We start from the raw sequence: 24323 nt of genomic DNA on the forward strand, positions 1-24323 counted from the left end.
CTTGTCCCTGCATCCCTGTAGTCGTTACAGGGTTTTGGCAGTGTAGAACATTGCGGAAGGCCTTGCCGGTGTCAGGGGATTAGGCGGCATTCCTGTAGAATCCTTCGCATCGGATTCGGCGTCGTTGCCGAACCCATCGCGTTGATGACATTCGTGCAATTCTTCCGGCTTCTGCTGACGATCGTGCTGCTTGCCTTCCTGCCCCTGCAGGCGTGGGCAGGCATTGGCGCGCCCGTGGCCGGGAATGCCGCGGTGTGGGAAGCGGGTGCGTATGTGGCACCCGCGCCGACCGTCGAGGACGTTGCCCTCGCGAGTGCGTCAGACGCTGCCGGTCTCGCGGATCTTGGCAATAGCGGGCCGCCCGCCGACTCGCACTATCCCGCGGATACCAGCGAGCCGTCGCCGCCGGGTGCCGACTTTGCGGAACAACTGCTGCCGCCCCCGCCGCTGCGCGTGGCAGTGCACGACATGCGGGGCGCGCTGCCCCGATACGCCGGCATGACCCTGCCGGATCCTGACCTTCCTCGCCTGCCGCGCCCGCCGCGGGGCTGATCCGCCCGCGCGTGGCGTTTGCCGCCCGCGCCTTTCGTCATTCAGTTTTTCCGCGCGGTGTGCCGTTGTCCATTGCATCGGTCCGTCACGCTTCCGCGGCCTCCGCCGCGACTTTACTTGCCCCACCCCACAACCATGAAACGCATTTTCCTGTTCCTGGCGACCAACATCGCCGTCATGCTCGTCCTCAGCCTCACGGCCAGCCTGCTGGGCGTGAACCGTTTCCTTACCGCCAATGGCCTCAACCTTGGCATGCTGCTCGTCTTCGCGGCGCTGATGGGCTTCGGTGGTTCGTTCATCTCGCTGCTGATGTCCAAGACCATCGCCAAGTGGTCCACGGGGGCGCAGGTCATCACGCACCCGAGCACCACCACGGAGTTCTGGCTGGTCCAGACCGTCGAGAAGCTCGCCACGCGCGCGGGGCTGCCGATGCCTGAAGTGGCCATCTATGACGGCGAGCCGAACGCCTTTGCCACCGGCGCTTCGAAGAACAGCTCGCTCGTGGCGGTGTCCACGGGCCTGCTGAACTCGATGTCGCAGGAGGAAGTCGAGGCCGTTCTCGCCCATGAGGTGGCCCACATTGCCAATGGCGACATGGTCACGCTGACGCTGATCCAGGGCGTGGTCAACACGTTCGTCATCTTCATGGCGCGCGTGGTCGGCTACTTCGTCGATTCGTGGCTGCGCCGCAATGACGAGGAGTCGAGCGGTCCCGGCATTGGCTACATGATCACGGTGGTGATCTGCGAGATCGTGTTCGGCATTCTGGCGAGCATCATCGTGGCGGCGTTCTCGCGGCATCGCGAGTACCGGGCGGATGCGGGCGCGGCGGGGCTGATGGGTACGCCCACGCCGATGGTCTCGGCGCTGCGCCGCCTGGGCGGCCTCGATGCGGATGGCCTGCCGCAGAACATGCAGGCAATGGGCATCTCGGGCGGCAAGTCGTGGCTCGGACTGTTCTCGAGCCACCCGCCGATTGAAGCGCGGATTGCGGCGTTGCAGGCGCAACGATAAAAAGGGGCCTCCTCCCCCAACCCCTCTCCCATAGGAGAGGGGAGAACACCATCGCCGGACGACGGCTTCGGTTGCCTCGTTGCCGCGTTGCCCTCGTTGCCTTGGTTACCTAATTGAACACGTCCTGCCGATAGCGCCCGTTCGCAACCATCGCGGCGAGCCACTCCGAGGCGGCGTTGGCGTCCATGCCGCCTTCGGACATCGCAATATCGAGCAGCGTCTGCCGCACCGCGGGCGCCATCCTTCGGCCGTCGCCGCACACATAAACCGTCGCGCCGGCCGCGGGCTGTGCCGGCTGGGTCCCGAGCTGTCTCCATATCTCGGCGCGATTGGCCCATAGCAGGTCCTGCACATACCGCGGCGCGCCTTCCACCACCGAGTACGCGACATGCACTTCGGCCACGCCGTCTGATGCCCACCGCGCGATGTCGTCCCGATAGAGCCAGTCGTGCGCCGGATGGCGGCACCCGTAGTACAGCTGCGCGGTGGCCACGGCAACGCCCGCCGCCCGTTGCGCCGCGCGCTCCTCGAGGAACCCGCGGAACGGTGCGAGACCCGTGCCCGGACCGATCAGGATCATCGGCACGGTGACATCGGCCTCGGGCGCGAACGGCGGATTCGGCGTGCGGATCGACGCCGACACCCGCGCGCCGGGCGCGAGGCCCTGCAACCACGTCGATGCCACGCCACGGAATTGCCCACGGCCCGATAACGCCGGTGCCCACACCGTGCCGACCAGCAGCGTCGCGACATCAGGCGATACCAGCGGCGACGAAGCAATCGAGTAGAAGCGCGGCCGCATTGGGACCGTGCAGTCGAGCAGTTGCGCGAGCGACAGTGAAATCGCCGGATGTGCGGTCAGCACGTCGAGCAGCCCCAATCGACGCGCGGCGACACGCGCCGCATAGCCCTCCGCGGGATCGTCCGAAGCGAGCGTCTCCAGTTGCCCCCGCGTGAACGGGCACCGTGTCGCATGCGTCAGCGCACGCAGCGTCTGGCGCGAGACCACGTCCTGCAGCTCGACGAAATGCGTCAACAGTTGCGCCACCGGCAATGCCTCGCCGATCGGCAACCCGCGTGCCACACCATGCGTCGCGGACAACGTCACCATCGCCATCGGATCGAGGTCGAGCCGTTCGCACAAGGCCTGCACAAGGTCGTGCGCGTTCTGCGGCCACACCGCGACGTGGTCGCCCGCGGCATAGGTCGTGCCCGCTGGCAGTTGCAGGCGGATGTCGCGCGTCGACGTGCGCGGCGCTTCGACCGCGAAGTCCCAGAGACCCGAGGGATCCTGCACGAGCTCGGTGTTGGACAGCACCGTGAACGCATGCGTACCGGCCGGCAGTGTATCCGCGCGAATCGCATCCATGCTGCGGACCGCAACGTCGACACCGAGCCCCCCCGTCATTGCATCGCTGTCCGCTTCGAGCGCCTGCCACAACTGCGCGAGCCACTGGTCGGCGGCGCCATCGAAGTCGCCATTGCCATCGGCCTCTCCGCGCGGCAACAGCGGCGTGGCCCCCGCCGCGACGAAGAAGTCGAACACGCGGCGAGGAAACGCCTGATACGTGGCCCACTGCGAATTGCCGCAGCCGAGCAACGCCAGCCGCAAGCCCCTCGCACCGCCCTCCGCCAGATAACGCGGAGCATCGTCCGCTGTATCGTCCGCATCCAGCATCGCCTCGAAGCGGCGGCCGGAATCGGGCGCGCGGCCGTTGTAGGTCGCCGCGACGACCACCGCGATGCCCTCCGTCGGCAAGTCGCCGACCGCATCGTCGAGGTTGCGCAACGTCGCCTCGAACCCCGAAGCGACAGCACCGGCATGAATCTGCTCGGCGAGTTCGCGCGCCGTGCCGAGGCTCGATGCGCACAGTACCGATAGCCGTTGTCCATTGCCGCGCACCTGCGTGGGCGCGACGGCAGCCGCCTGCGCGGGCGTCGTCCCCACGACGACGAGACGCTCGTGCGGCCGACGTCGCCGCGCGCGCAGCACGAAGTTGTCGGGCTTGATGGTCAGCGTTTCCTTTAGCCGGAACTGGTAATCGTGCGGATCGCTGAGCGCGAAGTTGCGCAGCATCAGCGCCAGCGCAAGCTTGGCCTCGGTCAGCGCGAACTGCCGTCCGATGCATGCGCGCTCGCCCGAACCGAACGGCAGATACGCATGCGCCGGCAACGCGGCCTCGTTTTCGGGCAGGAAGCGGTCGATGTCGAACCGCTCGGGGTCCGCCCAGACCTTCGGGTCGCGATGCAGCGCGGTGAGCACCACCGATACGCGGCGGTCCTTCGGAATGCGATAGCGCCCGCCGATCACGGTGTCCTCGAACGGGGCCACCGCGAACGCCGGCGCCGTTGGCCACAGTCGAAGCGTTTCCTTGAGCACGCGCTCGAGCACCTGCAGGCGCGCGAGGTCCGCATAGACCGGCGGCCCATCGCCCGGCAGCACGGTATCCACCTCGGCGTAGGCCTGTGCGAGCACGCCCGGATTGCGAAGCAGTTCATACAACGCGAACGTCAGCAGCCCGCTCGTGGTCTCGTGGCCCGCGATCAGGAACGTAATGACCTGATTGCGGATGTTCGCATCGTCGAGCTGTACGTTCGTCTCCGGATCGCGCGCCTCCAGCATCAGGCTGAGCAGGTCCGCGCCAGTCGAGGATGCTGCCGGCGCCGCGCGTCGCTGGCGAATGACATCGTCCACGACGTTACGCATATAGGCGATGTCTTCCGCAAACTGCCGGTGTTCCGCGCCCTTGAGCCAGCGATCCTGCAGCCGCATGCGCGTGAGCTTGTCCATCGCCTCGCCGAGCGCGCCGGCCATCGCGACGATGAACGGATCGAGCTGCGCGCGCGAGAACGAGTCGAAGTCATAGCCGAAGCCGGACAGCGCGATCGTATCCAGTGTGAGCCGCGTCATGTCGTCCGCGACCGCGATATCGGCATCGGGCCCCTGCCGGTCCCATTTGCCCACGAGGCGGTTCGCGACGCGCAGCATCACGTCGAAGTAGCCTTTCATCGCGCGCTGACTGAACGCGGGCATCAGGATGCGATGCGCGCAGCCCCAGTTGGCCTCGTCGCTATGCGCGGTGAACAGGCCATCGCCGGCCACGTCGCGCAGATAAGACAGCGGCGGCCCGATGACCTTGCGGAAACGCGACACATCGCAGACTTCGGTAGCGAGCTCGACGGAACTGATGAACGGCACCCGCCGCCCCGCGAAGTTGAGCTCGAAGATGCCGTCGAAATGACGGCTGCGTGCGAGCAGGTGCTGTCCCACGGCGCCAGGCGTGATCTGCAGCAGGTTGCCGAGAATCGGCAGGCCCGGGTCGCGCGGAATGGGTTGCAGCGACGGCGATGCGAACGACGGACCGGCGGTGCCGGACGATTGGGAGGCCATGGCGGGGACGCGTTTGAAGAAATCTTCCGTAGACAATCGTCTACTTCGCAGGCAAAGTCAATGCATGTCACTCGAGTGATCGTTCGAATCGGAACAACACGACCATGGAAGATATTGCCGACGGCAAGCGCCGGCTCATCGACGCGGCGTTGCGGCTGGCCGCGGAACGCCGCAGCTTTGCGGCGCTGGGCCTGCGGGAACTCGCGCGCGAGGCGGGACTCAACCCGAATACGTTCTACCGACATTTCCGCGACATGGAAGACCTCGCGGTGACCGCGCTCGCCGAAGTCAGCGATGAACTGCGGCCGATGCTGCGGGCCGTGCGTTGGGCCGCGGCGCGCGACAATCCGCAGGAAGTCGCCACGCGCGCATGCGAGGCGTTCTTTGCCTATGCGCGCGCGCATGCCGATGCGTTCATCGTCGGCCTGTGTGGCATCACGGGACCGCAGCCGGCGTTGCGCGACGCGATTCGCGCCTTGCTCGATGCCATCGCGGCGGAGATGGCGGAGGACATCGAGCGGCTTGAACTTTGTCCCGCGCTGCCGCGCGTGGCGCTCGACGACTTCAGCCGCTATGTGGTGTCGCATCTGTTCCATGCGTCGGCCGACTATCTCGAGGCTGGCGCCTCGGAACGCAAGCGGCTGGCGCAGCAGGCGACGCAGTTGATCCGCTGGCTGCTGGTTGGCGCGAATGCCGGGGGCACTGCTGGCGCCCACGCAAGCGCGTCGCACCTCGGCGCTTTGGCCACCGCGCCCGCCGCGAAGCTTTCCTAGCCACGCACCTTCGTGCGTATCTTCGTGCGTACCTTTCCGGAGCGATTGCCGATGAGTCTGCAGAACCTGCTGCTATCGTATGGATTACGGAAGAAGCTGAAGCGCGGGCCGCCGCCCGAGCATATCGACATCCCCGCGACGCGGCGCGCGATGAGCCAGTTCGGGCATCAGGCGCGCGTGCCCAGTGGCTGGCGCATCGGCGCGTCTACCGCGCCCGACCTGCCCGGCGAGTGGACGCGGCCTCTGCTCGACGTGCATGGGAATGACAGTGTCGCCATCGACGGCACCAGCGCGGCCAGATGCATCGCAACAGGTGACGACGACATCGCGGCGCACGACGTCGCGGTGCACATCGATATGCCGACGATCTTCTATCTGCACGGCGGCGGCTACTACTTCTGCTCCCCGCAAACCCACCGGCCGCTGACCCTCGCGCTGGCGGAGAAATCCGGCGTGCAGCTGTTCTCGCTCGACTATCGGCTCGCTCCCGAGCATCCACACCCCGCCGCGCTCGACGATGCGCTTACCGCCTATCGCGCGCTGCTCGCGCGCGGCACGTCGGCCGCGAACATCGTCATTGCGGGCGACTCGGCCGGTGGAGGCCTCGCGCTGGCCACGCTCATCGCGCTGCAGCGCGAGGGATCGCCGATGCCCGCCGGCGCCCTGCTGTTCTCGCCATGGACCGACCTCGCCGCGACCGGTGAAACGTTACGCACGAACGATCGCAGCGACGTGATGTTCCACGGCGAGTCGGTGGCGCGAGCCGCGCGGTTCTACCTGGGCGACATCCCGGCCACCAATCCGCTGGTGTCACCGCTGTATGCGAGCGAGGGCGAGATGGCCGCGCTGCCACCGCTGTTCGTGCAGGCGAGCGATCGGGAAGTCTTGCTCGACGATTCGCGTCGCCTTGTCGATCGGGTGCGCGCGGCCGGCGGGGAGGCGGAACTACGCATCTGGAGGCGCGTGCCGCATGTCTGGCAGATCTACCATCCGTTTCTGCCCGAGGCACGGCGCGCGCTCGATGAAGCCGCGCGATTCGTACGCAGCCGCTTCTCGGCGGCGGTCACTCAGTGATCCCACTCAGTGATCCGTCACCTTGCCGCGTAGCGCCTTGACCTGACTGCGCTGCGTCTTGCCTTCGAGCCGCCGCACGCGCGAGGCGAAGGTCGGGCGCGTGGCGCGCCGCGTGCGCGGCGCCACGGCCACGCTTTGCACGAGCTCGTGCAGCCGGCGGATCGCATCTTCACGATTGAGTTCGAGGCTGCGATGCTGCTGCGCCTTGATCACGATGACGCCATCGCGCGTAATGCGATGATCGCTGAGCGCTAGCAGGCGTTCCTTATGGTCGTCCGCCAGCGACGACGCGCGCACGTCATAGCGCAGGTGCACCGCGTTGGACACCTTGTTGACATTCTGCCCACCCGCGCCTTGCGCGCGGATCGCGGTGATCTCGTACTCGTGGTGAGGGATGTGGAATTCGCCGGCCATGCGCGTGATCATATCAACGCACGGGCCGGCGTGGGGGCGATGTCAGGCGGGCGTGATGTTCTGGTTGGTGCAGAACAGGTTCTGCGGATCGTAGCGCTTCTTCAACGCCGCAAGGCGTGGATAGTTGGAGCCATAGGCATCGCTGGTCCGTCCCGCTTCGTCCTCGGTCAGGAAGTTCACGTAGACGCCACCGCTTGCGTACGGCTGCGTCGCGCGGAAGAAGTCGCGCGCCCATGCGATGCAGTTGGCATCCTCGTCCGGACGCTCCCAGCGGGAATGGACGTTCATCACGAAGCGCGCGTCCCGGTGGTGATACGCCGTGGCGTCGGGCGCCACGCGGTTGGCCACGCCGCCAACGTGGCCCAGGAAGATGTCCGCAAGCGGCGACGGCAGGCGCGCCGCATAGTCGATCATCGCGTCGATGGCCGCGTTGTCGAGCCGCGAGAAATTGTGGGACTTCCAGTAGTTCCGTGCACCCGGCCCCAGCAATGGGTCGAATGCCTGTTGCCAGGCGGTGTACGGCACGGGCCCGATATGCTCGCCGATGGCCTGTCCGAAGGCGCGCATCGGCGCGATGTCGGCCTGCACCTGCTCCGGCGTGCCCAGGTGGAATGCCGCAAGGACCACGACGTCGGTGCCATGCGCGGACTCGGGAAGGAACGGCAGGGGCGGCGCCTTGCGCAGGACCGCCCAGACGTTGAGGTCTTCGGGCATGGTCTCCGTGAATCTGCTGTACTGCTGCAACACTTCGCGCGCCTGCGCCGCGGGAAACACGATCAGGCCGGCATGCACCTGCGGTCCCACTTCGTGCAGCTTGAACTGGAAGAGCGTCACCACGCCGAAGTTGCCGCCGCCCCCGCGGATTGCCCAGAACAGATCGGACTCCTCGGTCGCGCTCGCCCAGCGCCGTTGCCCGTCAGCCGTGACGACCATCGCGCCGAGCAGGTTGTCCACCGTCATGCCGTACTTGCGCGTCAGCCAGCCGAAGCCGCCGCCGAGGGTGAGGCCCGCCACGCCCGTCGTCGAGTTGATGCCGAGCGGCGTGGCCATGCCGCAGCCCTGCGCTTCATGGTCGAAGTCGGCGAGCGTCGCGCCGGGACACACCCATGCGACGCGTTCTCGCGCTTCGATGCTTGCCACCCGGAGCATCGACATGTCGATGACGAGGCCATCGTTGCAGATCGCGCTGCCGGCGATATTGTGGCCGCCGCCGCGCACGGCGAGCGCGAGGCCGCGGTCGCGCGCGAAATTGACCGCGTGCTGGACGTCGGTCGTGCCCGAACACTGCACGATGAGCGCGGGCCGCCGGTCGACCGTCGCGTTCCAGACCGTACGGGCCGTATCGTAGCCGTCATCGCCGGGGAGCAGGACGCGGCCGTGCACGGCCTGTCGCAGCGCGTCCAGATGACCCGAAGCTATCGTTGCCATGGCACCCTCCTGTTTGATTTTGCTGTACCGAGCGGAGCATCGATGCAAGGCACGCGCCATCGGCGGCGAGCCTAATCCAGGCTTGGGACGCAGGGTTGAGTACGGACTCGGGCGGGTCTGAATCTGGCCGAATGGTTACAGGGATGAGGCGCCTGCGGCGAGACATTCGCAATCTCCCCCGGCGCGCCGTGCGGCGTTTGATGCACTGCAACAAAGATCGGCGATGCGGGTTTATACTTACCGAACTCCCGCCCGGCTCGCCCCCCCATTTCGTATGCGCCGGACGCCTCTGCCGCCGCATCATGAAACGCACCATCGCCTTTACGCTGACGACCTGGCTCGCCGCCGCCATCCTTCTGCTGGGAGGCGATTCGCCTGCCTATGTGGTGCTGAGCGGCGTGGTCGCCTTCGGCGGCTTCGATCTGCTGCGTCCCTGATCCCTCCCCGCGCCGGATTCCCGCATCATGATGTCGCCCGCGTCGCAGACGCGTTCCTCTCCTGTTGCCGCCTCGTCCCCGCGTGCTGATCGCAAGGTTATCCACAGCACGGTGACGACCCTGATCCGCAGCGACCTCCATCGCGTCGCGGGCGAGACCACGTTCAAGGCGTTCCTGAGGCATTACCTTGTCACCGAAGGCTTCCAGTACCTCGTGTGGTTTCGGCTCGCATCGGCCTGCACGACCGGGGTGCGCGGCGCGTTCCTGAAGCTGATGCTTCGCCGCAAGCAGCGGCGGTTCGGCATCGTGATTCCGCGAGGCACGCGGATCGGGCCGGGGTTTTACATTGGCCATTTCGGCGGCATCGTGCTCAACGAGTCGGTGGTCATCGGCGCCAACTGCAATATCTCGCAGGGCGTGTCGATCGGCGCGAACCATGGGCAGGCGGCGACCATTGGCGACAACGTGTACATCGGCCCCAACGTCTGCATCGTCGAGGACGTGACCATCGGCGACAACGTAACGGTGGGCGCGGGCAGCGTCGTCACGCGGGACGTGCCGGCCAATGTCACGGTCGCGGGCAACCCGGCGCGCGTGCTGGCCGACGACCTCGCCCGAGATCGCGCCGGGCGTTACATCGTCAATCGCTGGGACGCGCGCGGCTGACCGGGCGTAGAATGCGCCCATCCCCTCTGGAGACCGTTTCCCGTCATGTGAACTGAGGCACCGCCCTCTCCTGCCCCATCGCTACCGTACTCGCGCCGTCGCGCGCGTTCTGGTGCCGCTGGGATTCCCGTTCACACGATGGTTTCGGTCTTCCTATGTCTGACGCGCGCGTCCGCATTTCTCATCTCTCCTTCTCCTGGCCTGACGGCACGCCCGTCTTCGAAGATCTGTCCGCGACGTTCGGCGCTGTACGTACCGGCCTGATCGCGCCCAACGGTTGCGGTAAATCGACCCTGTTGCGGTTGATCGCGGGGGACATCGCGCCGCAGGGCGGTCACGTCGAGGTCATCGGCAGTCTGGCCTGGCTGCCGCAGCATCTGCCACTCGATGATGACGTGTCCGTTGCCCAGGCGCTCGGCATCGCGCCGCAGCTTGCTGCCATGGCGGCAATCGCCGCGGGCCGTTCGGATCCGTCGTTGTTCGACGTCGTTGGCGACGGGTGGGATATCGAAGAACGGACGCGCGTGGCGCTCGTGCGCGTGGGCCTGCCCGATATCGATGTTGCGCGTCCTTTGCGGACCATGAGCGGTGGCGAGATCATGTCGCTCGGCCTCGCATCGCGACTGCTTGCGCAGCCGGACGTGCTGCTGCTCGACGAACCGACCAACAACCTCGATCGCGATGCGCGGCAGCGGCTTTATAGCGTGGTCGATGACTGGACAGGCTGCATGATCGTCGCCAGTCATGACCGGGCGCTGCTCGAACGCATGGACCACATCGCCGAACTTGGCCGGCAGTCGGTGCGCCTGTATGGCGGGAGCTACAGCGTGTATCGCGAGTTGATGGAACGCGAACAGCAGGCGGCGGAGCAGGCGGTGCGCGGTCTGCGCCAGGCGGTGCGTCGCGAACGGCGCGATATGCAGCAGGCGCGCGAACGCAGCGAGCGGCGCGCGGGGAACGCGGCGCGCAACGTGCCCAATGCCGGACTGCCCAAGATCGTGGCGGGGGGACGCAAGCGCTCGGCGCAGGTTTCGGCCGGCAAATCCGACGACACGCACGGCGCGCGGGTGGATGAGGCCAGCACGCGGCTGGGGGCGGCCGTCAACGCCTTGCGGGAAACCGTGAGCTTCGACCTGTCATTGCCCGCGACGCGCGTGCCTGCGGGCCGGCAAGTGTTCGCAGGGGAAGCCATGCAGGTACTTCGAGACGGCCGCGCGGTGTTTGCCGCAGGCGGTATCACGCTGAACCTCCAGGGTCCCGAGCGCGTTGCGATCCGGGGAAGGAACGGCGCGGGGAAAACAACGTTGCTGCGCATCCTTTCCGGCGATATCGACGTCAGCAGTGGCACGGTCTATCGCGGACCGGGACGCGTCGCCTATCTGTCGCAGCGGCTCGATCTGCTCGATGCAACAGGTACGATCGCGGAAAATTTTGCGAAGTTCACGCCGGGCTTGCCACGGGCGGAGCGCGCGAACCTGCTCGCGCGTTATCTTTTCCGTGGGGCGCGCATGGCGCTGCCGGTGCATGCGTTGTCGGGCGGGGAGCGTTTACGCGCGATCCTCGCCTGCATCCTCCACGCCGACCCCGCGCCGGCGTTGCTGCTGCTAGACGAACCCACCAACAACCTCGATCTCGAATCGATCGCGCAATTGGAAGCGGCCCTGCGCGCGTACGAGGGCGCGCTGGTAGTCGTGAGTCATGACGACGCTTTCCTGGAGGCCATTGGCCTCACGCGCTCGGTCACGCTGGTCGATGGCGCGCTTTAGCGCGCTTTAGCGCGCTTTTGCGATCACCTTGATCTCGAACTGAAAGCCGTAGAGCCACGTGACGCCGACCGCCGTGATCGTGGGGTACGGCGCCTCGCCCCAGTAGTCGGGCACGACTTCCCAGATGGTCTCGAACGTCTTTTGCGGGTCGACCATGAAGACGGTCACGTCGACGACGTCTTCGAACGAGCCGCCGGCCGCCGCGAGAATGGCGTTCAGGTTGTCGAAGGCGAGGCGCACCTGCGCCTTGAGGTCGGGCTCTGGGCTGCCGTCATCGCGGCTGCCGACCTGGCCGGAGACGAACAGGAAGCCGTTCGATCTGACCGCTGGGGAGTAGCGGTTCTTTTCATACAGCGCGTGGCGGTGGGGTGGGAAGACGACGTCGCGGGTCATGGTGTTTGGCTCCATCGGAAGGTTGTTCGATGAAAACCACTGTACGCAGCGTCGGCGCGGCGATAAACGGGCACGCCTGTCCTGCACTGTTTGTAGAATCCAAACAATCAACGCGTTCAACGTGTTCAGCGGGAGCGGGAATGGATCGATTCGACGCCATGCAGGCGTTCGCGCGCGTCGTGGAGACGGGGAGCTTTACGAAGGCCGCGGACACGCTGCACATGAGCAAGACCACGGTCACGCAGCTCGTGCAGCAGCTGGAGGCGCGGCTGCGGGTGAAGCTGCTGAACCGCACCACGCGCAAGGTGAACGTGACGGCGGACGGTGCGGCGTACTACGAACGCGTGGTCCGCTTGCTGGCGGATATGGACGATGCGGAGACGAGCCTTTCGCAGGCATCGATCGCACCGCGGGGACGCCTGCGCGTGGATGTGCCCGCGCCGTTTGCGAGCATCATCCTCGCGCCCGCACTGCCGGACTTCTACGCCCGCTATCCCGATATCCAGCTGGACCTCGGCGTGAGCGATCGCATGATCGATCTGATCGACGAGAACGTGGACTGCGTGGTGCGAGGCGGCGAATTACGGGACCAGTCGCTGGTGGCCCGACCCATCGGCGACCTCCAACTCGGCGTGTACGCGGCGCCCTCGTACCTGGCGCGCACCGGCATCCCCCTCCACCCCTCAGACCTCGGCGACCCAAAGTACAGTCTCATCGGCTACCGCTGGGCCCGCTCCGGCAAGCCCTTTCCGATATCCATGCAACAGGGCGAGGACACGGACGAGATCCGGATCCAGGGCCGCTACGCCCTCACGGTCGACGACGGCAACGCCTTCCTCGCGGCGGGTATCGCCGGCATGGGCGTCCTCTGGCTACCGCGCTACATGGCCACCGAGCCCGTGGCCCGCAAGGCGTTGGTGCCGTTGCTCGAGGACTGGCGGATGCCAACGATGCCGATGTACGCGGCGTACCGCCCGAACCGGCATGTGAGCGCGAAGCTGAGGGTGTTTGTGGATTGGGTGGTGGGGCTGATGGAGGCGCTGGACCATTGAACGCACCACAGCCATGGCCACGGGATATGGCTAAGATTGCGGCAGCATCTTGTGAGTCTTCGCATAGGCCCGCAGGATCTCGTTGATGCGCGTTTGCCAACCATCGCCGGTTGCCTTGAACGCATCGACGACGTCGCGATCCACGCGCATATTGAGCGCGACCTTGCGTGCGTCGGCTGGCAACGCGGGACGACCCCGCCGTTTCATCAATGCCTCGGTGTTCCCTTTCCCCACCAGCTGCGGGAGCACCTCACTGGCAGGCCGCAAGCGCGCCAGTTCATCCTCGGTCAACTCTCGGGCATCGGGGTCCGCAGCCGCCGCACGGCGAATGGCCGCATCCTCTGCATCGGCCACGGGTTTCGGCGTCTTACGCTTGTTCATATCGTCGCACCTCTCGCTGGTTCGCCTTCCGCATGCTGATGGCTCGAAGCCCCTGGCCGCGAATGGTAAAGACGACCAGGTAGAGGCGGTCATCGAGCAGGCCGAATGCCCGGAAACGATCCTCACCATAGTCGTTGCGTTTATCCACGGAGATCAACACGGTCTCCCAGTCGAGCAGTCCAGCCGCGGCCAGCGAAATGCCATGCTTGGCCTGATTGACGAGGTCCTTGGCAGGGTCGTAGTCGATCAGCACGATTTATTGTATGGGCGTAAATTTAAGCTGGCAAGCAATCTTTGCCAACACAAAAAATGACGGCGGCCACTGCCATGCTCGTGCCATGCTGGTCAGCGCGGACGAGCGGAAGCCTTACGCAGCGAGGCGTGGACGCGAATGAAGCCCATGGGCGATCGTTTTGGCATGAAGTGCAACGGCCTTATGCCATGGGCGCGACGCCTCGACTATGCGGTGCGGATCGGCCCGGCGGAATCAACGATTCTTTGATTACGTGTCTGCAAGCTCAGGCACATGGTCCCGTCGAACGGCAGAAGCCTGCAGCCGCTTCAACGTACCTGCCAGAGCGATGACGAGGAGAAAAACACTTGGCGCGCCCGGCTGGGATCGAACCAGCAACCCCTGCCTTCGGAGGGCAGTACTCTATCCATTGAGCTACGGGCGCATCGAGGCGGAGGCGAATGCCGCCGCCGGAAAGTCGCATAGGATACAGCGTTTGCGATCCCGCGTCCATGCGGGGGACGCCGGAGAGGGAAGTCCGGAGGTCTCGCAGCCGCCGCTTTTGGCCCCACGCACCGGGGTTGGGCTTATAATCCTTCGCTATTTGCGTCGATTCGTGGCTCTTGCGTTGCCTTTTCAGGGAGCGCTTGCCCCGAGCGTGACCCGGGACAGTCCGATGGCGCAGATGGCGACAGAATCCACCCCCGACAAAGGGCCATATAAAGCAAGCCGCTCGCGCGAGCTGCACCAGGTTTCCTGCAAAATCGAGAGTTCTGTATGAGTGACGACGTTCATAACGACCATCACGAGTCTCCCATCAAGACGCCCAAGCAGTTGATCGCAGTCGTGATTGCTGCTTTCCTGATCCCGATCATTGTCATCATCCTGCTGGTCAACTTTGTGGGTCACGGTTCCCTGGAAGGGGCCGGGTCAACACAGACGGTTGAAGCGGTCAACGACCGGATCAAGCCGGTCGCCTCTCTCGAAATCAAGGATCCCAACGCGCCGCGCGTCTTCAAGACGGGCGAGCAGGTCTACAAGGAAGTTTGCGCCGCGTGCCATGCGACCGGTGCGGCGGGTGCGCCCAAGTACGGTAACGCCGGTGACTGGACCGCGCGGATCGGACAGGGGTTCAATGGCCTGCTGAACGCGGTGCTGCACGGCAAGGGCGCGATGCCGCCGCGCGCGGGCACCACGCCGGACGACTATACCGACTACGAACTCGGCCGTGCCGTGGTCTACATGGCCGACGCCGGCGGTGCCAAGTTCCCCGAGCCGCCCGCGCCGGCACCGGCGGCTGCGGCGCCCGCGCAGGCTGAAGCTTCCGCTCCGGCAGCGCCCGCTGCGGCTGCCGCGCCCGCCCCTGCCGCCCCTGCTGCCGCAGCCCCGGCTCCGGCACCCGCCGCCGCAGCGCCCGCTGCCGCCGCCGCGCCGGCCGCGGCTTCGGCCGAGGTTGGCAAGAAGGTCTACGACCAGGTCTGCGCCGCCTGCCACGCCGCCGGCGTCGCCGGCGCGCCGAAGTTCGGCGACAAGGCCGCCTGGGCCCCGCGCATCGCGGAAGGCATGGATGCGATCCATAACTACGCGCTGAAGGGCAAGGGCGTGATGCCCCCGAAGGGCGGCTACGGCGGCCCGGACGCGGACGTGATCGCGGCGTCGAACTACATGGTCAACGCCGCGAAGTAGGTGATTTGCTTGGTATCAAACAAGGGGATGATTTCGGATCATCGCCATTGTTGGTCCTCCCGCCAGGGGAGACAGTGACGCTTGTATTAAGTCGAGCGCTGACTTCCAAAACAAGGCCCGCAACAGCGGGCCTTTTTCATTGGCGAGGCGAACAAGCACATGCCGCTATTCGAGGATATCGAGGGTGAGATCCGTGCCCATCTCAGACGCATTGCGGAAGGTGCACGCGTCGAGCCCATACTTGTTGGCCGGCTAACAGCCGCGCAGCATGAAGCGATCAACATCGCCAGAGTGGCTCAGGGCCTACCCGGTGTCGCGCTCCCCGAGATCGTCCTGCTTGGCCGACATATGCATCAAAGCCGCGTCGTGCGAGACGGCTACACGATCGAGGATGTCATCGTGCAGATGAGGACGGCGCTGGACACATCCGCGGTCGTACAAGCCTCGAGCAAGATGACGACCGTTCGGAGCGTCGTTCCACGCGAGGACGGCTACGGCAACACCGTGCAGGACATGGCGATCCCGGAGCTGACCTCGCGTAAGCCTAGGGCGGAACTGTATTCGGTCATCCCCAAGGGCGACGTCAGCCCCGCAAGGCGGGCGAAGGACACGGGAGTCCTTCAGCAAAAGGAAAGGCCGCTCGAAAGCGGCCTTGGAATCTGATGGATACGCTCGCCCGGGTAACGAAATACTCTCCGGCGCCCCAGCGGATCCAACGGCTTGATGATATGCGAGGGGTAGGCGATTTGCAAACTCGCCGTTCTCCGAATTCTTGGGTCACAGGCTCCGTCACACCACGCGCGAGTACCGTAGCGGTACGGGCTCTGCCTCCCGCAGGTAGCGGTCGAACACCATGGCGATGCGGCGGACCAGCAGGCGGCCGAGCGGCGTGATGGTGATGTGGGTGGGATGGCGGTGGAGGAGGCCGTCGGTGGCGAGGGTGTCGAGGTCGTTGAGTTCGGTGCGGAAGGTGTCAGCGAAGTCGATGTCGAAGCGTGCCTCGATCTGCGGGATGTTCAGTGTGCCGTTGCACATCAATTCACCGATCACGGTCTTGCGTAGGTGGTCGTCGGCGGACATCTCGAAGCCACGCGAGACCGGCAGGCGGTTGGCGTCCAGCGCGGCGTAGTAATCGTCGAGCGTGCGGGCGTTCTGGACGTAGCGGCCGGCCACCGAACCGATCGACGAGACGCCAAAGCCCAATTGGTCGTAGCCCGCATGCGTGGCATAGCCCTGGAAGTTCCGTTGCAGCCGGCCATCGCGCTGGGCGAGCGCCAGGTCGTCGTCGGGTAGCGCGAAGTGGTCCATGCCGATGTAGACGTACCCTTCCGCCGTCAGCCGCTCGATCGTCGAGACGAGGATGTCGAGCTTCTCGGCGGGGGCCGGTAACGCCGCCGTGTCGATACGCCGTTGCGGCTTGAAGATATGCGGGAGATGGGCATAGCTGTAGACCGAGATGCGGTTGGGCATCAGCATCAACACGCGGTCGAGTGTTTCCTGGAAGCGGTGCGTGGTCTGGTGTGGCAGGCCGTAGATCAGGTCCATGCTCACCGAGCGAAAACCGAGTCGCCGCGCCGCGAAGATGGCGTCGCGCGTCTGGGCAAACGGTTGCACGCGATGGATGGCCTGCTGGACCTCGGGATGGAAGTCCTGCACCCCGAGGCTGATGCGGTTGAAGCCAAGGTTGCGGAGCAACACCATGCGCGCATCGTCCACCGTGCGCGGGTCGATTTCGATCGCGTGTTCGCCCTCCGGCAGCAGCTTGAAGTGCTTGTCGAGCGCAGCCATCACGCGTTGCATTTCCGAGGGATCGAGGAAGGTCGGTGTGCCGCCACCCCAGTGAGATTGCATGACGGCGCGCTTTGTCCCGGCGCCGGATGTGCCAAGCCGCCGCGCCACCAAAGCCATTTCCCGAACAAGATAGTCGACGTACTGGCTGCTGCGGCCATGGTCGCGCGTGATGATCTTGTTGCATCCGCAGTAGTAGCAGATGTTGTCGCAGAACGGGATATGGAGGTACAGCGACAGTGGGGCCGGCGCCGCGGCCGCGCAATCATCCAGCGCGGCGAGGTAAGCGGCTTCGGGGAAATCCGCGTGAAAACGGTCGGCGGTGGGGTACGACGTGTAGCGCGGACCGTTGCCATCCATGCGTCCGGCCAGCGCCCGGAAGCCGGCGAGCGCATCGCGATCGATGCGCGTCATGTCGGCAAGCGCGGCGGCAGGCGACGATTGAAAAGGAAAGAGAAACGGGAAGTCGGGGCCTGACATGGCGCATACGGAGGTGGGGCGATGGTCGAGATCGTATTCCGCCGAATTTCGCCGCGCGTTGATCGGTATCAAGTCGACGGCAACGAAGTTATCCACAGGCTGCGCGTCACATCCCAGACACGAATGCTGGCTACGCTCCGCCCTTTCGTGAGCCCACCCTCGTCGAACCATGCGTCCACTGCCCACGCCGTCCACCCAGCATGCCCCTCCCGGGTCCGCCGCCCGCCGACGCGCGCTCGCGGTGCTGGCCGCGACGGGCGCCGGCATGGCGATGCCTTCGCGCGCACAGACCGCGAGTGCGGCGCCTGGCGGCCGCCGGCAGCTCGTGGTCGTGCACCTCGTGAGCCGTGCGGGCGCTCAGGCGGACCTCGCGCGCGATTATCTCGCTGGCGCCAAGGTGATGTTCGACGCCGCCAATGCCTCGAATGCCGCCAATGCCCCGAATGGCGGCCTCCATATCTCGCACATCGCGCGCGATGCCGATCCGGATCCGCGTCACGCGCTGCGGCAAGCCATCGCCCTCGTCGACAACGAACGCGCGGACGTGCTGTTCGGTCCCGGTGACGGCCTGCTGCCCGCCCTCGTGCAATCGTCCGAGATCATGCGCCGGGGCGTGCAGATCGTCGCACCGTTGTCAGGGCTGTCGCTGCCCGCCGAGAACGTCTGGTACACGCGGTCGGACTATCAATCGGAGCTCGACGCCGCGGTGAAGCAGTTGCGCAAGTATGGCTTGTCGGGTATCGCGCTCGCCGTCGCGCCGGACTTCGCGGACGGCACGCTGCGCAAGGGCACCCCATGGCTGGCGCGCATGGAACAGGACATGGCCACGCGCGCGTTCGAGTTGACCGGTGACGTCACGGAGAGCGCGCGCCTGATCGCCGCGCGCAAGCCCGGGGCGGTGGTGATCGCGGGCGATACGCTCGCGTACGGCAACCTCGGCCGCGCGCTCGCGGCGCAGGGATGGTTCGGCTTTCTGGTGGGGCTGTCCTCGGTCAGCCCGGCCTCCGCGCGCGAGATTCTCGGCGCCCGTTACGCCGGCGGCATCGTGCTGACGCAGGTGGCACCGGGTCCGCAGGAATCGACATTGCGCGTCGTGAAGGAGCACGTCGCGCGCATGAAGCAATATCTCGACGAACCGCCCTCACCCGCGACGATGGCGGGCTATATCGGCGCGGCATGGCTCGTGCGCGCAGCGGCGGGTACGCGCGCGGCGGGCGCGGTCGAACTGCGGCGGGCGATGCAGTCGCGCGTCGACGTCGGGGATTTCCTGCTGGACTTCACGCGCGGGGCGCGTGGGTCGCAATACGTGCAGCTCGCGGTAATCGGCAAGGACGGCGCGCCGCAGCGGGCCTAGGCACCCCGCCGTCGGGCAAGCCTCGCGCGCAAAACGCGCGGGGCTCAGTCTCTCGGCAGCACGATGCGCACGCGTAGGCCGCCTTCCAGTCGGTTCGACAACTCGAGCTCCCCGCCATGCCGCGCGACGATGTCCGCGGCAATCGCGAGGCCCATGCCCACACCGCCCGTCGCCCGGCTGCGCGACGACTCCACGCGATAGAACGGCTCGAGCACGCGTTGCAATTCCGCCGGCGGAATGCCGGGACCGCTGTCGCACACATCGATTAACACGCGCTCGGCGCTATCCGACAGCACGATCTGCGCGGCACCGCCATAGCGATGCGCGTTCTCGACGAGGTTCACCACCGCGCGCCGCAATTCGGCGGGATACGCATGCATCGGCTGCGCGCTGCCGACCAGCACGACATCCTGCCCGATCTCCTGCGCATCGTCGACGATCGCCTGCAGCAGCGCCTGCACATCGACACGCTGGCGCGGCCCCGTCGCACCGTCGCGCTCGCGCAGGTAATACAGGGTGGCGTCGATCAGCCCGTTCATCTCGGCGAGATCCTGCCGCAGCCGATAGCGCACGTCGTTGCTTTCGATGCGTTCGATACGCAGGCTCATGCGCGTGAGCGGCGTGCGCAGATCGTGCGACACGGCGGCCAGAAAACGCGACTGTTGCGCGAGCTGCGTGCGAATGCGCTGCTGCATCAGGTTCAGCGCATGCGTCGCGGCGCGTGCTTCGGCGGGACCGGTATGTTCGTCGAGCGGCGGCGCATGGACGTCCTGCGCGAGCCGCCCCGCGCCGCGCGCAAGCTGCTGCACGGGACGCGCGAGCAGGCGCGCGCCCACCCAGGAGGCGATGAGGATTGCGGCCAGCTGGAAGACCATGCCGAGGTGCGGCGGCCACAGGCCGTGCAGCAGAAAGAAGCCGCCATCGGGCGGCTCACGATGCGGTCCATCGAAGCGACCGTTGAAGGGCCCTCCCGGTGGGCCGCCATGCATGCCCGGGGCATCAGGCCTGAAGCCCGGACGGAAGCGGTCGTCGTGCAGGCTGCGCAGCGGCGGTCCGTAGTAATCGTCGTCGTCGATGTCGCCATCGCCGTCCGTGTCGGCGCGTTGCAGCAAGGCACCGGGCGCGGACGCCGGACCCGTACCGCCCGTGGCGCCACCGGCCATCGCCTCCGACGCGGCGCGCCGCATCTGCTGCGCGTGCCGGTCCGAGCCGGGCCGCGGAAACAGCCCTTCGATGACGGTCACGCCGAGCACGTGGACGGCCAGCATGATCGCGGCCATGACGAAGAACAACCGCACGAACATCGAATCGTGGCGCCGTTCGCGCCAGACACTTTCGGTACTCGATTCCCCGCGCGGCTGCATCGACTCGGCCATGCGCGTCAGTGTTCCACGCTGCCGGTGAACACGTACCCTTCGCCGCGCACCGTGCGGATCAGCGCGGAGTCGCGCGGATCGTCACGCAGCTTCTGACGCAGGCGCGAGACCAGCAGATCGATACTGCGGTCGAAAACATCGAGGTCGCGCCCACGTGCCTGATTGATCAACACCTCCCGGTCGAGCACGCGGTTCGGATGTTCGATGAAGGTCAGCAGCAGGCGAAATTCGGCGTTCGAGAGCGGCACGATCGTGTCCTCCTCGTCCACGAGCTGCCGCAGCGTCGTATTGAGCCGCCAGTTGGCAAAGCGCAGTTCGTGACCGGCGGCCACGGCGGAGCGCTTGTTGTCGGCGCGGCTGCGCCGCAGCACCGTATGGATGCGCGCAACAAGCTCCCGCATTTCGAACGGCTTGGTCACGTAGTCGTCGGCACCCACCTCGAGGCCCACCACGCGGTCGGCGAGTTCGGCGCGCGCCGTCAGCATGATCACGGGCGTATTGCCCTGATCGCGAAGTTCGCGGCACAGCGTCAGGCCGTTCTCTCCATGCAGCGAAAGGTCGAGGATGACGAGGTCGTAGCTGTTCTGACTCATCGCGGACCGCATGGCCGCGCCGCCTTCGGCGCCGTCCGCCTCCATGCCGAATGTCGCGAGGTACTCAGCGAGCATGGAACGAATCTGGGGATCGTCATCGACGATCAGCAAGCGGATGGGGAGCGAGGGCGAAAGATTCATGGCAACTCGATAGAACGGCGCGCTGACACGCGAAAATCACTGTACCAGCTTGCCGTTGGCGTGCCGAGAACGATTTGTATCCACTTTGGTACGTGACGCGGGCGCCATGCATTGCGGAAGGCAGGGCGGCAGCCGGGAAAAAAACGCCCCCGGTGCTGCCGCGCCGGGAGCGTTCAACAGGGAAGAAGCCAGGCGCATGCCTGGCCACACCGCAACCGAAGGGCGAGCGCGGTGCGACGCATGACGCCGAGACGTCTCGCGTTCCGCCATGCTAGGGGCGGCCGCGCGGACGGTCTTGTCCGGCTTGTATCAGATGTATTGCAGGGGCGCAGACATCAGCCGGCGACCGTCTTGCCCGCATTGCCGAGCAGCGCCTTGAGGCCCGCGAGTCGGTCCTTGGGGCTCATCGCCGGCGTCTCGTCCTTCGGCGCAGGCGCTTCCTCGAGCTTCATTTCGGCGATGAAGCGCGACGGCTCGCACGAGTAAGTCTCGCGCGCGCGCTTGCGCTTCTTGCACCAGCTGATCTGGAGGCTGCGCTGTGCCCGCGTGATGCCCACGTACATGAGGCGCCGCTCTTCCTCGATCTTCTCGTCGCTCATGTCTTCGTCCTCGCGCGCATGGGGCAGGATGCCCTCCTCCACGCCGACGAGGAACACGTGCGGGTACTCGAGGCCCTTCGACGCATGCAGCGTGGACAGCCGCACGGCGTCCGGATCCTCTTCCCGGCCTTCGAGCATGCTCATCAGCGCGACGGTCTGCGTGAGCTCGAGCAGATTCTTGCCCTCGTCGCCGAAGCCGTCGGCATTGTCGAAGCCGGTCGCTTCCGCGCCGTCCGCGGGCTCGGGACGCGTGCCCTTGCGCTTGAGCCAGTCGAGGAACTCGAGCGTATTGGTCCAGCGCGACTGCGCCTGCCGCTCGTCGAACGTGTCGTACAGGTAGGCCTCGTAGTGGATGCCCTCCATCAGGTCGTCGAGCACGACCGTCGCGGGGTCCTTGCCGGCGCGGTCGGCCAGCCGGACCATCGACTCGCAGAAGACGCGCAGCGGCTCCAGCTGGCGAGGCTGCAGCTTGCCTTCGATCCCGCCCATCATCGCGGCCTCGAACAGCGACACCTTGGCCTGCCCCGCGAACGTGCCAAGCACCTCCAGCGTGGTCGTGCCGATGCCCCGGCGCGGCGTGGTAATCGCGCGGATGAACGCGGGATCGTCGTCCGGGTTCGCGATCAGCCGCAGGTACGCGCAGATGTCCTTGATCTCGGCCTTGTCGAAAAAGCTCTGGCCGCCCGACAGCACGTATGGAATGCGCTCGCGTCGCAAGATCTGCTCGAACAGCCGCGCCTGATGGTTGCCGCGATAGAGAATCGCGTAGTCGCGGAACTGCGCGCGCCGTTCGAACTTGTGCGCGGAGAGCCGGAACACCACAGACTCGGCCTCATGCTCTTCGTCGTTCATGCCATGCACGGCGATCGGGTCGCCCATCCCATGCTCGCTCCAGAGCTTCTTGTCGAACAGCTTGGGATTGTTCGCGATGACGGCGTTGGCGGCCTCGAGAATGCGTACCGTCGAGCGGTAGTTCTGTTCGAGCTTGATGACCTTCAGGTCCGGATAGTCGGTCTGCAGCAGGCGCAGGTTGTCGAGCGTGGCGCCGCGCCAGCCATAGATCGCCTGATCGTCGTCGCCCACGGCCGTGAATGCCGGCGCGCGCAGGTGAGAGCCGCCCGCCAGCTGCTTGAGCAGCTGGTACTGGCACGCGTTGGTGTCCTGGTACTCGTCCACGAGGAAGTAGCGCAGGCGGTTCTGCCATTTGAGGCGGACCGCCTCGTCGCGCGCGAACAGCTCCGCCGGCAGCCGGATCAGGTCGTCGAAGTCGACGGCCTGATAGGCATGCAGCGTGGCCACGTAGTTGCGGTAGACCAGCGCGGCCTGATGTTCGTCCGCATTGGACGCCTGGGCGATAGCCGTCTCCGGATCGATCATGCCGTTCTTCCACAGCGAGATCGTGCCCTGCACGCTGCGGATCAGCTTCTTGTCGGTGGTGGCGAGCTGTTCCTGCACGAGGCCGAAACAGTCGTCGGCATCCATGATCGAAAACTGCGGCTTGAGCCCCAGATGCTCCGCCTCCATACGCAGGATCTGCACGCCGAGCGAGTGAAACGTACACACGGTCAACTGCTTGAGCGGAATCCGCTTGCCCTCGCGCGTGGTCTTGCCCTCCATCAGCTTGGCGATGCGCTCCTGCATCTCCTTGGCCGCCTTGTTCGTGAAGGTCACGGCCGCGATGTGGCGGGGCTCGAAGCCCTTGTCCTCGATCAGGTGGGCGATCTTCTGCGTGATCACGCGCGTCTTGCCGGAGCCCGCCCCCGCCAGTACAAGGCAGGGCCCGTCCAGATAGCGGACGGCTTCGGATTGCGCGGCGTTGAGTCCGTGGGTCATGGGGGATGGGAGTCAGGCGAGGCGCGTTGCACGTGGCGTTCAAGACACGCGACGGACGGCGACGAGAAAGCGGTCGATGGTAGCACGCGCACCTTCACCGCACCTTCACCGCTTGCCCGGAGCGACGCACCCGGGCCCGAGGTGTTTCATCGCGGTAACACTTGGTAAGGGTCCGTAAGCCGGCGCAACTCGCGGCACGAATGTTGCCTCTTAGTGTCATGGCACGCGAGGCCGTCGGGCAGTCAGGGCGGTACGAGGGCGGCGCCACCGATAACTCAACACCAAAATGGAGAGCCATCATGACTACCTTGAACAAACTGTCCCGCGTCGCACTGATCGGCTTGACCGTGAGCCTGTTCGCGGGCTGCGCGGACTGGTCCCCCAAACAGCGGAATACCGCGATCGGCGCGGGCGTCGGCGCGGCCGGCGGCGCGGTGCTGACAAACGGCAGCGCGCTGGGTACGCTCGGCGGCGCGGCGGTCGGCGGTGTGGTGGGTAACGTCATTACCAACGACCGGAAGTAATTACATATCCGCCTGAATTACGCCGACAGGACGGAGACCCATGCAAGGGACCGGGCCGGGGAGACGTTGACACGTTCCCGGCCCTCCCGTACATTCACGCGCATCCGTCCGGGAGAGCGCGCGTCACTGCGCCGCCGAAGGGGTATCACCCGAAAACTCTCAGGCACCAAGGACCGGTCGGATCGGTGGTGATGCGTCGCTGCATTATGCACAGCATGACTACCGAACTCTGGAGAGCGGCACCCGTCATCGCTTGCATGCATGATGAGCGTGTCCACCGAAGGGGCGCGCGAGGCCGGTAAGGTTTCGTAATCTCTCAGGTATCGAGGACAGAGGGGTCATCCGTCGCGACGGCACTATGGCACAGCCATTGCGC

At 66.1% G+C, this 24323-nt stretch carries 22 protein-coding genes, 1 tRNA gene and 2 riboswitches; of the genes, 12 read left to right on the forward strand and 11 right to left on the reverse strand.

Annotated elements, in window-relative coordinates:
• Positions 1 to 144: 144 nt before the first annotated feature.
• Together KHP16_RS22910 and htpX are read left to right on the forward strand one after the other, a co-directional pair.
• Positions 145 to 552 carry a hypothetical protein gene (locus tag KHP16_RS22910; RefSeq protein ID WP_211961210.1) on the forward strand — a complete coding sequence of 136 codons (408 nt, stop codon included), beginning with the start codon at positions 145 to 147 and terminating at the stop codon, positions 550 to 552.
• A 135-nt stretch (positions 553 to 687) separates the two neighbouring features.
• Complete coding sequence (htpX, locus tag KHP16_RS22915) at positions 688 to 1566, forward strand: protease HtpX (RefSeq protein ID WP_109585310.1); 879 nt, start codon at positions 688 to 690, stop codon at positions 1564 to 1566.
• A gap of 109 nt (positions 1567 to 1675) precedes the next feature.
• Here htpX and KHP16_RS22920 read toward each other — a convergent pair whose 3' ends face one another.
• Entirely contained in the window at positions 1676 to 4957 is a 3282-nt protein-coding gene (locus KHP16_RS22920; protein WP_211961211.1) for a bifunctional cytochrome P450/NADPH--P450 reductase, read from the reverse strand.
• Positions 4958 to 5061: 104 nt separating this feature from the next.
• On the opposite strand from KHP16_RS22920, the gene KHP16_RS22925 reads away from it, so the two are divergent.
• Both KHP16_RS22925 and KHP16_RS22930 read left to right on the forward strand, forming a co-directional pair.
• Complete coding sequence (locus KHP16_RS22925; RefSeq protein ID WP_211961212.1) at positions 5062 to 5730, forward strand: TetR family transcriptional regulator; 669 nt, start codon at positions 5062 to 5064, stop codon at positions 5728 to 5730.
• 51 nt (positions 5731 to 5781) lie between these two features.
• Positions 5782 to 6804 (forward strand): alpha/beta hydrolase, encoded by a 1023-nt coding sequence (locus tag KHP16_RS22930; protein ID WP_211961213.1) that lies wholly within the window; start codon positions 5782 to 5784, stop codon positions 6802 to 6804.
• A 6-nt stretch (positions 6805 to 6810) separates the two neighbouring features.
• On the opposite strand, the gene arfB is transcribed toward KHP16_RS22930, so the two are convergent.
• Entirely contained in the window at positions 6811 to 7218 is a 408-nt protein-coding gene (gene arfB, locus KHP16_RS22935; protein ID WP_244835965.1) for an alternative ribosome rescue aminoacyl-tRNA hydrolase ArfB, read from the reverse strand.
• 42 nt (positions 7219 to 7260) lie between these two features.
• Entirely contained in the window at positions 7261 to 8646 is a 1386-nt protein-coding gene (locus KHP16_RS22940) for an FAD-binding oxidoreductase (protein ID WP_109585315.1), read from the reverse strand.
• Between the two features lie 302 nt (positions 8647 to 8948).
• Between KHP16_RS22940 and KHP16_RS28595 the strand changes: the two genes are divergently transcribed.
• The 3 genes from KHP16_RS28595 (at position 8949) to KHP16_RS22950 (ending at position 11515) form a co-directional block, all read left to right on the forward strand.
• Positions 8949 to 9083, forward strand: coding sequence for a hypothetical protein (locus tag KHP16_RS28595; protein WP_258308127.1), 135 nt, complete (start codon positions 8949 to 8951; stop codon positions 9081 to 9083).
• Between the two features lie 111 nt (positions 9084 to 9194).
• Complete coding sequence (locus tag KHP16_RS28600) at positions 9195 to 9749, forward strand: serine O-acetyltransferase (protein ID WP_279636835.1); 555 nt, start codon at positions 9195 to 9197, stop codon at positions 9747 to 9749.
• Positions 9750 to 9904: 155 nt separating this feature from the next.
• Positions 9905 to 11515, forward strand: coding sequence for an ABC-F family ATP-binding cassette domain-containing protein (locus KHP16_RS22950; RefSeq protein WP_211961214.1), 1611 nt, complete (start codon positions 9905 to 9907; stop codon positions 11513 to 11515).
• Positions 11516 to 11521: 6 nt separating this feature from the next.
• On the opposite strand, the gene KHP16_RS22955 is transcribed toward KHP16_RS22950, so the two are convergent.
• Positions 11522 to 11908, reverse strand: a complete 387-nt coding sequence (locus KHP16_RS22955; protein WP_115955618.1) for a RidA family protein — start codon at positions 11906 to 11908, stop codon at positions 11522 to 11524.
• 140 nt (positions 11909 to 12048) lie between these two features.
• On the opposite strand from KHP16_RS22955, the gene KHP16_RS22960 reads away from it, so the two are divergent.
• Entirely contained in the window at positions 12049 to 12960 is a 912-nt protein-coding gene (locus KHP16_RS22960) for a LysR family transcriptional regulator (RefSeq protein WP_121492977.1), read from the forward strand.
• Between the two features lie 30 nt (positions 12961 to 12990).
• Here KHP16_RS22960 and KHP16_RS22965 read toward each other — a convergent pair whose 3' ends face one another.
• The 3 genes from KHP16_RS22965 to KHP16_RS22975 form a co-directional block, all read right to left on the reverse strand.
• Entirely contained in the window at positions 12991 to 13341 is a 351-nt protein-coding gene (locus KHP16_RS22965; protein ID WP_109585319.1) for a BrnA antitoxin family protein, read from the reverse strand.
• The gene (locus KHP16_RS22970) at positions 13328 to 13594 is read right to left on the reverse strand and encodes a BrnT family toxin (RefSeq protein ID WP_109585320.1); all 267 of its coding nucleotides are present in this window, start codon (positions 13592 to 13594) and stop codon (positions 13328 to 13330) included. The genes KHP16_RS22965 and KHP16_RS22970 overlap by 14 nt, the downstream gene beginning before the upstream one ends.
• A 348-nt stretch (positions 13595 to 13942) precedes the next feature.
• Positions 13943 to 14018: transfer RNA gene (locus tag KHP16_RS22975), tRNA-Arg, on the reverse strand.
• Positions 14019 to 14350: 332 nt separating this feature from the next.
• Here KHP16_RS22975 and KHP16_RS22980 point away from each other — a divergent pair.
• Entirely contained in the window at positions 14351 to 15259 is a 909-nt protein-coding gene (locus KHP16_RS22980; RefSeq protein ID WP_109585321.1) for a c-type cytochrome, read from the forward strand.
• A gap of 159 nt (positions 15260 to 15418) precedes the next feature.
• Positions 15419 to 15922, forward strand: a complete 504-nt coding sequence (locus KHP16_RS22985) for a hypothetical protein (RefSeq protein ID WP_211961215.1) — start codon at positions 15419 to 15421, stop codon at positions 15920 to 15922.
• A gap of 126 nt (positions 15923 to 16048) precedes the next feature.
• On the opposite strand, the gene hemN is transcribed toward KHP16_RS22985, so the two are convergent.
• Positions 16049 to 17461: an oxygen-independent coproporphyrinogen III oxidase gene (gene hemN, locus KHP16_RS22990; protein WP_211961216.1), complete on the reverse strand. Its 1413-nt coding sequence runs from the start codon at positions 17459 to 17461 to the stop codon at positions 16049 to 16051.
• A 235-nt stretch (positions 17462 to 17696) separates the two neighbouring features.
• Between hemN and KHP16_RS22995 the strand changes: the two genes are divergently transcribed.
• A complete protein-coding gene (locus KHP16_RS22995) occupies positions 17697 to 18881 on the forward strand; it encodes an ABC transporter substrate-binding protein (RefSeq protein ID WP_211961217.1) in 1185 nt (394 codons plus the stop codon).
• 44 nt (positions 18882 to 18925) lie between these two features.
• On the opposite strand, the gene KHP16_RS23000 is transcribed toward KHP16_RS22995, so the two are convergent.
• From KHP16_RS23000 to KHP16_RS23010, 3 genes are all read right to left on the reverse strand, one after another.
• The gene (locus KHP16_RS23000; RefSeq protein WP_244835967.1) at positions 18926 to 20257 is read right to left on the reverse strand and encodes an ATP-binding protein; all 1332 of its coding nucleotides are present in this window, start codon (positions 20255 to 20257) and stop codon (positions 18926 to 18928) included.
• Positions 20258 to 20262: 5 nt separating this feature from the next.
• A complete protein-coding gene (locus tag KHP16_RS23005; protein ID WP_109585323.1) occupies positions 20263 to 20991 on the reverse strand; it encodes a response regulator in 729 nt (242 codons plus the stop codon).
• A gap of 335 nt (positions 20992 to 21326) precedes the next feature.
• On the reverse strand, positions 21327 to 23423 hold the full coding sequence (locus KHP16_RS23010) for a UvrD-helicase domain-containing protein (RefSeq protein ID WP_109585324.1): 2097 nt from the start codon (positions 23421 to 23423) through the stop codon (positions 21327 to 21329).
• Between the two features lie 299 nt (positions 23424 to 23722).
• Between KHP16_RS23010 and KHP16_RS23015 the strand changes: the two genes are divergently transcribed.
• A complete protein-coding gene (locus KHP16_RS23015) occupies positions 23723 to 23947 on the forward strand; it encodes a glycine zipper 2TM domain-containing protein (RefSeq protein WP_109585325.1) in 225 nt (74 codons plus the stop codon).
• Positions 23948 to 24046: 99 nt separating this feature from the next.
• Positions 24047 to 24133, forward strand: a riboswitch (glycine riboswitch).
• A 33-nt stretch (positions 24134 to 24166) separates the two neighbouring features.
• A riboswitch (glycine riboswitch) is annotated at positions 24167 to 24290 on the forward strand.
• Positions 24291 to 24323 lie beyond the last annotated feature (33 nt).

The organism is Cupriavidus plantarum (assembly GCF_905397285.1).
In the GTDB taxonomy this organism is placed as follows: domain Bacteria; phylum Pseudomonadota; class Gammaproteobacteria; order Burkholderiales; family Burkholderiaceae; genus Cupriavidus; species Cupriavidus plantarum.